Raw genomic sequence first — 12642 nt, 5'->3', positions numbered from 1 at the left:
AAAAACCTTGAGCAACTACTTTACGAAAGTGATAAGAATTTATTATACTTATTTTAAATGGTAACGATTACAATCATATGTATCTTTTCAATAATACATATCAAATATTTTTAGACTACCATTATAAATATCTAATAAAAGGGGAATCATTATGACTTCTGGGTTAACTTTTGGTAAAAAATTACGTCGTCTTCGACAAAATAATGAGCTTACGCAGGAACAACTTGCTCTGATTTTAAAAAACACACAATCTTCAATTGTCCGTTATGAAAAGGGTCACGGTGTGCCAGATTTAGACACACTAAAATTAATCGCAGACTATTTTAATATCAGTATTGATTACCTTGTTGATAGAAGTCCCCTCAAAGAAAATGCGACAGATATTGAACGCATTATCAACGAAACAATTAATGAACTTGAAGCTGAAAATACTCTTATGTTCATGAAAAATGGAAAAATGGATGATGAGATGAGTCGACTCTTAAAAGCTACAATTAAAGGCAGTATCACACTCATTAACAACTTGAAAAAATAATATATAATTAATATTTCAAACAATGTCGTTCGTTTTCAAAACGGATTGATGCTATATTTTAGCATCTTTCTTGTAAGCTAAATGAAACTATCATTACTTATTTATCTTTCATTATTATTCGCTCTCTTTAAGCTGATATCACTAGTAAAGTTAATCGAATGGACATACTTATAAAAGGGCAAACATGATACACTATAGTTAGTAGATGAATTTATGAAGGAGCTAATTGGGCATGACTAAAACTCCAAAAAAGACTTATCAATTAAAACAAAAAGTGCAATCACATCAACATCTAGAGTATTTAAGCTTTAGTGATGTTGATCCTTTAAGTGTGCTTAGTGATTATTATACAAACCATAAAATGATAGTGCCTCATAAGGGAACAATCCCTATAGAAAAAACATCCTTGCTAGAACAAAAAAAAGAAATAAAAATCGCTAAACGTTATATTAAACTTCATCTCCACCGTACAATTACTTTGGAAGAAACAGCTAATAAAGTATTTTTAAGCCCCTATTATTTTAGTAAACTTTTTAAATCTGAGGTAGGAATTACTTTTATTGCTTACGTGAATCACCAAAAAATGATTCATGCCTCAGAATTATTGCGTCACTCTGATTTAACAATCAGCCATATTGCTCAAAGTTTAGGGTTCACTCAAATGAGTTATTTTTCAAAAACATTCAAAAAAGAATTTGAGATGACACCGAAGGAATATAGGAAAAATTCCACCTCTTAACCACACAAAAAACTAACGAATCTAGCTATTGAATTCGTTAGTTTTTTTATATCCTTTATTATTTTCAACCAAAGGCTTTGCTGTATTGATTTCCATTTTTTGCTGAATAAGCAGTTATTTGATGGGGGACATTCCATTGTTCTGTTTCTACTTTCGGAAAAATCATTTGAATCAATGCCGTATCCAGTATTGTTTCATCTGGTAAAATCGCATCGGTGACAACGGGATATTTTAGTGTTTCTGTTTGTTTTTCAACAACTGAAAGAGATGCCGCTTCTGAGGTATTACCGTCAGCAGTTGGAATCACAACAAATGGCATTGCTTTAAGAGTGCCACATTTTTGTCCAAAAAACTTAACACCTTTAGCTGTATCTATCGCAGCACAGCTACCTATAGCTAGCAGCATCGTACCATCAAATTCATTTAATGCCGCAATGCTAGCGATGATATGTTCAATCTGTGGTTTTGGACTGATGTCATTGAAAACAAAAAATGTGTTGTGTTCAGTGATGCGTGTGGTGATGGCTTCAATGATGCCAAGGTTAGTAATAAAACGATCGGCTATAATGAAGATTTTTTCGTTTTTAAACTCGCACAAACGATCAAGTGCATTTTCTCCAATAAACAAATCACTTTTAAACGTTATTTTCTCCATTTTCGAATCATTCCTTCCCTTACTCTTACGCTACTATTTTCAAAAAAATAAAAAGAAGCTTTAGAAAAAAGGCAGTTTTCTGCACACCTTTCTAGAGCTTCTTTGCTATATTAGATTATCCTACATCCTTGTAAGATACTATTCAGTTTTTAAATACATTGTAGTGAATTATAAAATTTATTACTCTCTTTACTGCCTCTGTGGTTTCTAACAGAAATAATTAAACAGCTTGTAACTGCACATCATTGTGCAATAAAAAAAACCAGAGACACATGTCTACTGGAATAAGCGACTATTGTTTTTGCCTCGAAACAACAGTACCAGTTTAATTTAGATAAAAGACCTGACTTAAAGCACTCTTTGCTTATTACAGTGGCGGGACCGTGTTGGATTTTCACCAAACTTCCATTATTCTAAAATACTATAATCGTGTTCTTCTTACCTATTCATTGTAACATAAGTTGTTTTTTGTCTACCTTCTAAATTTGACAGTTTAGCTAACTATGCAATTAAAGTTGTTCTTTACTTAAATCGACTAGACCATATTTTTTTTGAAATCGTCGAATAATCTTCAACCACGATGCACTGAACAGTAGTAAGAAAAATACATTTGAAAGTGCATGAGCTAAGTCAAAATAAAAACTAGCAGCATATGCCTGCACAAATGCAATCCAACTTAACGGTTTGATATATGCCACAACATACCATAAATTCATAATCCATCCAAAAAGAAAGCCGCATACAAAGCCAAATACTAAACGACTCCACATCTCTTTCAAGATTGGGGAATCTTTCAAAAGTCCTGCTGTGAATCCAATCATGCCCCAACAAAACATTTGCCACGGTGTCCATGGACCTTGACCTAAAAACATGTTAGATACTAGCGCCGATGTCGCACCAATGACAAAGCCACTTTCACTCCCTAATACCATGGCAGATACAATAATCACAAAAGTCGTCGGTTGAACACTCGGAATCATCGCAAATGGTACACGGCTGGTCGCAGCAATAGCTGCAAGTACAGCAATAAAAACAATTTCACGTGATTGAATTTTTTTGTTCTCAAAACGACGGTATAACGGTACCATTGTTGCAACCAAAAATAAAAGACTGATTAATAAATAATACTTATCGGTTATAGCAACTGATAGTACTAACATAAAAATCAAAAAAAGGATTAACTTAATTAAATTTCTTTGAGTTTTCGACATGTGGTATAACATCCTCCCATGTTAAAGCCTGTGGTAAGTATTTACGAACCAAGCGATTAATAGAGGTCGTATAGAAGAAATTATCGCTGAAAAAATCTGCTACAGAAGCCTCCGATAAAATTTTACCGTCAAATAGTAACGCTGCCCTTGTTCCATATGCTGCCGCAAATTCCATATCGTGAGTTGCCATTACAAGTGTTGTTCCTTTGGCTTGCAGAGACTTTAAAAGCTCTCCTAAATGATGTTTTCGAACAGGATCTAAGCCTTTCGTAGGCTCATCTAATAACAAAATTTCAGGTTTTGATAATAACACCAAACCTAATGAAACCAGCTGTTGTTCACCACCACTACAATCAAGCGGATTTCTCTTAGAAACATGGGTTATTTGCAATTCTTGCAACATTGTCTGAACCGCTTCTTCAGGTTGTGGAAGCTTTATTTGAATAGCACGCTGATAAAATTCATCAAACACCGTGTCATAAGCAAAATGATACGCAGGATTTTGCGAAACATAGCCAATACGCTCGTATCGTTCTTGTAAATCGATTTTATTAAGTGTTCGCCCTGCAAATGTTACCTTACCTCTTCGCGCATTTAACAACCCTGCTAATACCATTAAAAAAGTCGATTTTCCGGTGCCATTTTTACCAACTATCCCGACCCATTCTCCCTTAGCGATACTGAAATTAAGATCTCTCAAAATAAAACGACCATTTTTTTCGTATTGAAAAGCAATTGATTTTGCTTTTAATATAGGTTCTCTCTCAGGCGCATTATCCGCCTTTTTGGCTACTGTTACGTTCTCTTGTAATCGAGGCAAGTTACGTTGCCCCTCTAACACTGAAAATGGCAAAACCGATGAACCCATTTCTAAAAACAAACGCGGAACTTGTGGAATAAACAAGGCATTTCCCCGCTCTTGCCAGAGATTCCCCACGACAGTCTCTGGACGATTATTTTCTATAATCTTGCCATCCTCCATCATCACTAATCGTGTTGCCATCGGAATGACTTCATCCAAGCGATGTTCACTCATAACAATCGTGATGCCTAATTCTTCATGAATCCTTTTCAATAACCCTAAAAAATCACGTGTCGCAATCGGATCAAGTTGAGCAGTTGGTTCATCCAAAACTAATAATTTGGGTTGTAAAATCAAAACAGAGGCTAAATTTACCAACTGTTTTTGTCCACCTGATAATGTATGAATCGATTGTTCAAGTATATTTTGAAAACCTAAAAAACTAATAAGCTCTGCAATTCGTTTTTCAATAATTTTAGGAGGGCATCCAATGTTTTCAAGTGAAAAAGCTAACTCACCCATCACATTATCCATTACAATTTGGTTTTCTGGGTTTTGAAAGACCATTCCAATTTCTGTTGCTGATTGCACTTCTGTTAAATATTGGTAACGCTCACCCTGATAAAGAATCTCACCTGTTCGCTCACCAATCGGCCATAATTCTTTTTTCAAATGTCGTAATAGCGTTGTTTTACCGCTACCTGATGAGCCCGCTAAAACAAGAAAATCGCCTTCTTCAATGATCAATGAACTTGAAAGTAACGCAGTTTCTTGTTCTTCAGGGTATTTAAAGTTTAAATTTTTTATTTCTGCCAAGACCACCATAATAATTCACGTCCTTCCAAAATAAGTGGGTAACCTACAAATAACACGGTTAATATCAGTACTATTTGGTTTTGAATCAGATCTAAACCCATTCTCCCCAATTCAGGATAAATTTGTAAATTACCGAATCCCTGTAGTTTGCTATAAATACAAATAAGTAATATTAAGAGACCACCAATTAAGCTGATGATATCACGCCGTTCTAATTGATAACTTAAATAGGTTGTTCGTTTTTTTATGCCATAACCACGTGCTTCCATCGAATCAGCTGTTTGCAAAGCTTCTTCTAATGAACACACCAGCAAAATTTGTACTAAACGCATACCACTATGGGCACGTTTTTTTATTTTTCCGCTCGTCATTTGAATGCCACGTGTTTTCTGAATAGCACTTATTGTCGTTAACCGACGAATAAAAAGAGGGACAAAGCGCATTGTAATCATTGTTAACAACGCTAGCTGGGGTGATATTCTGGAAAATAAGTATAAAAATTTATGACTTGTAATCACGCTGTTATATGAAATAAAAGTAATAAGCAAACAACTAAAAGAGAGTGCCATGATAATACCATAGACAACTGCTTCTAATGTAATCGGATTGTTACCGATATAGAATAAAAAATGACTGCCACGATGATTGAGTAATGGATTAATAATAATAATTGCTAGAATCAAAAACCATGAGCCTTTCATTGTTTGTTTAAGTTTAGCACCATTTTTTTGAACCAAATTATACAGTACTAACAAGAGTAACTCTATAACTAAAAAGACAGGGTGTAAGAACATCATACTCAAAATAATCACACCAACAAAATAAAAAAAGCTTGTAAACGGATGAACCGAATTTAATACTGTTCCCACCTGAAAACTCCTCTCTCATAAGGGAAGTGCCTCAAATAAAATAGCTGACTATTCTATTTGAAGCACCGTTTTTCTGATTATTTAATTGTTCTGTTTGCGTTTGTTTTTTGCTAAGAAAAATACACCCACTAATAACATACTCGCGCCTAGTAATACACTTAAAAACATGTAATCATTTGCCTCACCTGTGCTTGGTAAGCTTTTGGCGTTATCTGAATTAGCATTATTACTTGTATTTTGGACAGCCTCTTCCTCAGCTTCTTTTGACGGTGCTGTTGTACTTGAATCTGTATCCCCGATGATACCCGCTTCACTTGAATCAGTAGTGTTTTTTTCTACATTACTTGAACCTTCTGAATCGGATATTGTTTCTTCAGTATTTTCGTCTGAACCATCTGAAATAGACGTTGTTGTGCTTGAGTCTTCTGAACTCACATTTGAATCACTGCTATTTGAATCGCTGCTATCTGAATCCTCTGTGCCTGGTTCTGCACTTGAACTCGGTTCCTCTGTACTTGGATCAGGTTCTACTGGTGTTTCAATCAACTGTGGCACGGGATTGTTAACAAAATCATAAATTGAACCCGAACCATTCAAATAAAATTTATATTGTGTTAATGCATACAAGGCTTGTTCTAAAGCCATACCATTGCTTTGTGTATCTGTCGGTAACCATTTAAAACCACCGTCAGCTGTTCGATACGTCATCAATGCGGTGATCATATCGCTATCTTTGGTAAACAGCGCGCCCTTTGGGTCATTACCAGTTAATGTAATTGCCATCAAGGCTTGAGAAAGTGAGTTTGAATTTTCATTTGACCAGCCTTTGAAACCACCTGATTTTAACTGAACTGATGATAACCATGCCACGCTACGATCTAAAGCTGTGGACACACCCGGCATATCTTTATATTTAGCTAAAGCAGTAATCGCCATACCTGTCATATCAACATCACCAACTGCACCACCAAGAGCCCAACCACCATCTGCTTTTTGTAAGCTCAGTAGTTTATCAACCATTTCTTGAATAGAGAAATTTGCATTTTCAGGTACTGCATACTCTTTCGTCTGTAAAGCAAGCAAACCATAGATTATAGCGTTTACCCCTGAATTCATTGCATTGCTTTGATAGAGTTCTTCTACAAGATTTTTATGGGTTGTTGCCTCAGGAATATGAGTGGGATCCCCACCAATTGACACAACGCCAATGATTGTACGTTCAAAATCAGTTGCTGAAAGACGATCTGATTGATTTAAATAAGCCACAATATCATTATAACGCGCTTGACGAACTTCTTTACTTGCTGGCGTATTTGATCGTGCGACGCCTAAAGACTGCCAATCATCCGCTAATTTACCCGTAGATAATATTTTTGATGTGCCACCATCGATTGCCTCATCCACAGTGACAGCAGCAAAAACACCTGCTGGTACTGCAAAAAAACCAATAACTAAACTCAATGTTGCCAATATAATCAATATTTTTTGTTTAATATTTTTCATTATTCGACCCCCAAATATTAGTAAAGTTCACAAAAAAAGACATCCAATCGTTATCGAAGGATGGCTAGAAACAGACTCATGCTAAAAAATAGATACACAAAGACGCGGTCCTTTGTTTTATCTGATGAATTGTACTAGATAATTCTTCCAATAAGAATTGTAGTAACTATAAGTATTAAGCGAGGTATTCTGACTAAAATTCATCCTACTCTCTCACCTTCCCAAATAGCTAACTATTCAGTGGTCATTGAGATTTCGTCCTTCTCACAGTAGATTGGGGCTGTAGAGGAATTACACCTCTTTCCCTACATCTTAATACATATCGATTTGTTATACTTTCTATCCTTAATTATAGGTAAAATTTTACGGTCTTACAAGGTCATATACAGGGATGCACAAATATATCTCTTTATTATTTTTCAAAAAGGAAATAACTAACACGAGCAGTTGTTTCTATAGCGCTATTTAAAGTCGGAGATGCCATTTTGTGACAACAAAATAATGCTACTTTATTATTTTTCATAACAAACAAAAAAGACTGGAAAATTCCAGTCTTTAAAAAACGTCCTATTAACCTTGTGGTGCACCTACATCATGACCTAAATCTTCTGTGTACATCCATTCAATCGTATCGCCAACTTTCAAGGTGTATTGCGCCGCACCATAACTAGGGAAAACGCCGTTCACGCGATAAAGCCAGCCACTTTCTGATCCTTTATCAAATTCATATAGATTATTAATACCCGCAACATAATTTCCGTTACGAATTCCCACTTGGATACCATCATCACGACAAAAATCACCAAGTACATCCATAACGCTCTCCCCTTCTTTTATTGTCACTTTTTGAGGACTTATAAAATAGGTAGAGGAGTTAGCGACCGTTCCCCTGATTGATAACGTAATTTCTTTTTTAGCCTCTGGTTGTGGCTTATTTTCAGGCGTTGGTTTTGAAGGATTGGAAGGTTTTGATGGCTGAGATGGAGGCTTCACAGACCCTTTATTTGGTTGAGTATTAGGTTGTTTAGCTGATGACTTATTAGGATGAGGTACTGGCGTTTCCCCTGACTTTGTTGCCTCACCTTTGACCCTTGTTTTATTAGAATTATCAATCGTTTTTCGCTCATTTATTTTTTCGTTTTTAGCTACTTGAGACTTTTCTTGTTTCGTTTTTTCATTGTTTTTTATCTGCTTATCTTTGTTTGATTCAATTGTTTCTTTTGTTGCTTTTTCTTTAACTTTACTAGATTTCGTTTCTTCTTTTTTCAGTTTAGTTTTTTCTTTTTCAGCAGATTTTTCTTTTTTTGCATCGGTGTTACTCGTTTTTCCAGCACTGTCCGCTGTTTTATCTGCTTGTATTTCGCTGCTATTATTTGTTTCTGACTTAGCAACCTTAGCATATTTATTGTTTAAGAAAATACCGCCTACGATTAAAATTGCCAACAATGAAACGACGAGTATCTGTAATGGACGTTTTTTCACAGGAGTTCCCCCAATTAATGTATTCCGCGTAAACCACTCTTTATTAACTCAATTGCAACATAACGTTTCCCAATGTAACGTTTGTTTACGACTAGTTTTTATAAATAAGACGTTCATCTTATTTAGAGTCACCTTGATTATAGAGAATTATGTTACTGAATACAACATACAGAAATAATATAACCAAAAATTTGTTAGCAACTTAACACCTAATATCATTGTACAAAAAATACATAAAATGCAAGTTATGGGTTATAAAAACATCTGATAGCTTTGATGTTGTCACATTTCATCATTTAAATCCACTGAATTCCACGATACTTTAAGCTATACTTATCATATATATGTGATAAAGGAGTTAAAAAAATGACAACATTATATTTAGTGAGACATGGACAAACCTTATTCAATGCGCAACATAAAATACAAGGTTTTTGTGATTCCCCTCTAACAGCTATTGGTATTCAACAAGCAAAAATTGCACACGCTCACTTACAAACAGAAAAAATCACATTTGATGAAGCCTATAGCTCAACATCGGAACGAGCGGTTGATACGCTTGAACTATTAACTCATCAGCCTTATCAACGGATTAAAAATTTACGTGAATGGAATTTCGGTTCTTATGAAGGTGAAGGCGAACATTTAAACCCGCCACTCCCTTATAACGATTTTTTTGTACAATTTGGCGGAGAGTCACAAATAGAACTTGAAAACCGTATTAGTACTACCGTAGCCGATATTGTAAGTAATAGTCCGGCCGATAGTATTTTAATTGTTTCACACGGTGCCGCAATTGCAAATTTTTATCGTCACTGGGAACACACTGGTACTGTTAAAAAGAATACTAAAATTCAAAACTGTTCCTTCTTTAAATATCATTATCAGGACGACCAATTTGTATTACAAGACATCATTGAACATGATTTCAGTGCACTATTATGATGCATCCTACACTCCTTTTTTCTTTAACAATGGAATGGCAACAGTAAATTGAACAAAAATTATAAGGGCTGTAATTTAAATTCGGTAGGCGTTAAATAACCCAATGTTCCATGAATACGGATGTTATTAAACCAATGAACGTAATCATTTAATTCAAGTTCCAGCTGATTAAGATTGGAAAAGTGAGCTTGGTTTGCGAATTCTGTTTTAAACACTTTGAATGTTGCTTCCGCTACAGCGTTATCGTAAGGACAACCCTTCATACTTAGTGAACGTTGAATATTAAATGTTTCAAGCGCTTCATCAATCAACCGATTATCAAATTCTTTCCCTCGATCCGTGTGAAACAGCTGTATGTCATTTAAATTTGCAGAAATGCTTGCTAATGCTTCATAGACAAGACTTGCAGTCTTGTTTTCTCCTACACTATGTCCAATAATTTCACGATTGAAAAGGTCTACAAATAAACATACATAATGCCACTTTCCACCGACACGAACGTATGTTAAATCACTTACAACGACAGCTAATTCTTTTTCTTGAATGAACGCACGTTTTAACTCGTTTCTTATAAGTGCCTCATTCGAACGTGATTTTTGCGGTTTAAATTGAGCCACAGTGTAGTTTGAAACTAAACCTAACGAATGCATTATGCGGCTAATTCGGCGTCTTGATACATGTTTAGGTTCAGCTAACTTTAATAATTCTCTTTTGATTTTACGCGTACCATAATTATTACGGCTTTCTTTGAAAATCCGTTCAATTTCTTTTGAAAGTGCGATGTCCTCTGTTTTTCGCTGCGAAGTGGCATCTAAATTTATATGATAATAATAGGTGCTCCTTTTAATCTCGAGGACGGCACACATTGCTGATACCGAATAAAGGTGAGCGTTATTACGAATCACATTTATTTTCGTCCCATGATCAGCGCCGCTTGCTTTAAAATATCATTCTCCATTAGTAACCGCTGATTTTCTTTACGTAATTTATTTAGTTCTATTTCATCTTCTGTTCGATTATCTTTAGCTGCGAACGAGCCAGTAGCTTGATGATTTTTAATCCATTTATCTAATCCCGAAGGGGTTAAATCATATTCACGAGCAATATCAGCACGTGACTTTCCATTTTCATAAAGCTTCACCATTTGCAGTTTAAATTCAGGCGTAAATGTTCGACGTTGACGTGGCATAGTAGCACACTCCTTTTTATTAGTAGTCTTAGTTTACAAGCCCTCATTTATTCTGTCTAACTTAGTGTAGCCTATCCACAAAGAGTGAGCCTACAACTTTATCATAATTTTTGCTGATGCTTACATCCTAGGTTTTCATTACTCTATTTAAAAAGACTTAATTTTGGAATATGACTCATTTCATAGTTGAAATGAGTTAACCTACTAATTAAATCGCAAAAAAAAGTAACCGTTTCAACTTTGAGTTGACGATTACTTTTTTCGCATTAATTGCTTATCTACCATACAGATATCTATTAATGCTTGTTTCTTTTTGTATTATTTAATTTTAACCACTAAAGCTATTAAACTTCTTCTAGATAAAATCCACCACTATAATCATTTTTAATAATTTCATAACCATGCCTAACCACTAACAATAGACTCGCTGCTGGTTCCTTATGAATTCATTAACTTAAAATTATTTGTTTTGGAAATACAAAACAACGAAGCCCACAGCTATAGTAACTATACCTGAAATAAATTGTCCAATTCCAGAAGCTTCCCCTGTTAATAACAACTGAATTAAATTATTTTTAGTCTTATTCTTTTTAAACGCTCTATTCATCGAGTATAAACCCCATAAAGTTAAAACAAGGCCAAAAGCCCAAAGCACAATACTAGGTAACCTATTTTCCACCTTTCCCTACATAATAATTTAAGTATACTACAAGCTTTATAGTATCGTATATAGACAATTATCTCTAAATCACCAAAAAGCGGATGCTCAGATAAGTTAAATACCTCGTTAGATTACTTGTCTATTTTATATTGAACAAATAGTTACCTATCATTAAGTTTTATAGAGCTTTACAACTTGAAAAAATAAGCTTTCATCACTTTTTTCAAATAAACAACGAGATATTGTAGCTAGAATGAATGGTTTATTTTAAATTGTATTCTATTTTTTCTCGATCTTTCTCTAAAAAAGCAGGTAAGTAGAGAGGATATTCATCAACGTCAGCAAAATCATTTTCTAATATATCATGGTTCATTTCCTCTGTCGCTATTTCAAATAATATTCTGTTAGCCTCTCTAAAATACAAAGATTTAAATATTTCTCGATCTTTAATACCTGAAGACATCATATTATAGTTGATTAGCCATTCTTCATAACCCATTAATGTGCCATATGACTCGGCAGAGAACGCAACATGATGAGTGCCGCCAATTCCCATTGTTTCTGGAACTGCACTGTTATCATGGATCAAATGAACTTCTTGATATAAGTCAGTGGACTCATTACTTAAAATAATCGTTTCAGCTTTATTAAAACCTATCATTTTTGAACACGTCTTCCACTTTAATAAATCCTCTAAAATTTTCTGGCTGGCTTTAGGAAACGGAATTCTCAAATGGACAGAATCAATTGCTAGAATTGAATGCTCTATTGGAATATCTGCAGTTTTATTTGGATGAAAATTATGCGCGAGTTCATCCTTGTTTTTTATGGTTAAACCTAAAGGCGTGCCATCGTAATCTTCAAATCTTAATAGTTTTTTGTTATTATATTCTTCAATACCATAATGACAAATATCAAACGCTTCCAATCTTTTTTGCCAATAATCTAAAGATTCTTCAGTGTTTACTTTAAAGATGGTCCGATCGATTGAGTTATTTCCAAATTTCCTGTTAGGAATACCTGACATTTCAAATACTGTGAATTCACTGCCTGCACTTCCTTTAGCGTTTCCAAAAAACAAATGGTACATCTCTCGATCATCTTGATTAACGGTTTTAATAACTAACTTCATTCCTAAAATGTGTTTATAAAATTCAAATGACTTTTTCATATCACTATTAATCACAGAAACATGGTGTATCAATGGTCTCATATCAATCATCCTTTACATATCT

The 12642-nt window shown here is 34.6% G+C and carries 11 protein-coding genes and 2 riboswitches; of the genes, 3 read left to right on the top strand and 8 right to left on the bottom strand.

The features are described from left to right. Positions 1–151 precede the first annotated feature (151 nt). Both V6S17_RS02210 and V6S17_RS02205 read left to right on the top strand, forming a co-directional pair. Entirely contained in the window at positions 152–535 is a 384-nt protein-coding gene (locus V6S17_RS02210; RefSeq protein ID WP_036027351.1) for a helix-turn-helix domain-containing protein, read from the top strand. 232 nt (positions 536–767) lie between these two features. Beyond that, positions 768–1274: a helix-turn-helix transcriptional regulator gene (locus V6S17_RS02205; protein ID WP_080712919.1), complete on the top strand. Its 507-nt coding sequence runs from the start codon at positions 768–770 to the stop codon at positions 1272–1274. Between the two features lie 64 nt (positions 1275–1338). Here the strand turns inward: V6S17_RS02205 and V6S17_RS02200 are convergent, their stop codons facing one another. The 6 genes from V6S17_RS02200 to V6S17_RS02175 all read right to left on the bottom strand — a co-directional run bounded on the left by V6S17_RS02200 (position 1339) and on the right by V6S17_RS02175 (position 8612). Next, positions 1339–1929, bottom strand: coding sequence for an iron-containing alcohol dehydrogenase (locus tag V6S17_RS02200; RefSeq protein WP_051457431.1), 591 nt, complete (start codon positions 1927–1929; stop codon positions 1339–1341). A gap of 285 nt (positions 1930–2214) precedes the next feature. Further along, positions 2215–2362: riboswitch (adenosylcobalamin (AdoCbl) riboswitch) on the bottom strand. A gap of 76 nt (positions 2363–2438) precedes the next feature. Continuing rightward, a complete protein-coding gene (locus V6S17_RS02195; protein ID WP_029091628.1) occupies positions 2439–3140 on the bottom strand; it encodes an ECF transporter S component in 702 nt (233 codons plus the stop codon). Next, the gene (locus V6S17_RS02190; protein WP_036027349.1) at positions 3112–4767 is read right to left on the bottom strand and encodes an ABC transporter ATP-binding protein; all 1656 of its coding nucleotides are present in this window, start codon (positions 4765–4767) and stop codon (positions 3112–3114) included. The genes V6S17_RS02195 and V6S17_RS02190 overlap by 29 nt, the downstream gene beginning before the upstream one ends. Continuing rightward, positions 4746–5627, bottom strand: a complete 882-nt coding sequence (locus tag V6S17_RS02185; protein WP_029091627.1) for an energy-coupling factor transporter transmembrane component T — start codon at positions 5625–5627, stop codon at positions 4746–4748. The genes V6S17_RS02190 and V6S17_RS02185 overlap by 22 nt, the downstream gene beginning before the upstream one ends. 81 nt (positions 5628–5708) lie before the next feature. Next, on the bottom strand, positions 5709–7130 hold the full coding sequence (locus V6S17_RS02180; RefSeq protein WP_029091626.1) for an LPXTG cell wall anchor domain-containing protein: 1422 nt from the start codon (positions 7128–7130) through the stop codon (positions 5709–5711). Between the two features lie 161 nt (positions 7131–7291). Continuing rightward, positions 7292–7461: riboswitch (cobalamin riboswitch) on the bottom strand. A 239-nt stretch (positions 7462–7700) separates the two neighbouring features. After that, positions 7701–8612 (bottom strand): DUF4430 domain-containing protein, encoded by a 912-nt coding sequence (locus V6S17_RS02175; RefSeq protein WP_029091625.1) that lies wholly within the window; start codon positions 8610–8612, stop codon positions 7701–7703. Between the two features lie 366 nt (positions 8613–8978). Between V6S17_RS02175 and V6S17_RS02170 the strand changes: the two genes are divergently transcribed. Beyond that, a complete protein-coding gene (locus V6S17_RS02170) occupies positions 8979–9557 on the top strand; it encodes a histidine phosphatase family protein (protein ID WP_029091624.1) in 579 nt (192 codons plus the stop codon). A 59-nt stretch (positions 9558–9616) separates the two neighbouring features. Here the strand turns inward: V6S17_RS02170 and V6S17_RS02165 are convergent. Then, positions 9617–10746 (bottom strand): IS3 family transposase gene (locus V6S17_RS02165; protein WP_141690152.1). Its coding sequence is split into 2 segments (ribosomal slippage): positions 9617–10500 and positions 10500–10746, totalling 1131 coding nucleotides; the frame shifts between segments, so codons are not numbered across the junction. Positions 10747–11669: 923 nt separating this feature from the next. Further along, on the bottom strand, positions 11670–12620 hold the full coding sequence (locus V6S17_RS02155) for a VOC family protein (RefSeq protein WP_029091955.1): 951 nt from the start codon (positions 12618–12620) through the stop codon (positions 11670–11672). Positions 12621–12642: the final 22 nt, after the last annotated feature.

This window comes from Brochothrix thermosphacta DSM 20171 = FSL F6-1036, from assembly GCF_036884295.1.
GTDB classification, from domain to species: Bacteria; Bacillota; Bacilli; order Lactobacillales; family Listeriaceae; genus Brochothrix; species Brochothrix thermosphacta.
Note: the sequence above shows the minus strand (reverse complement) of the source record. Positions and strands in the feature narration are given on the sequence as shown.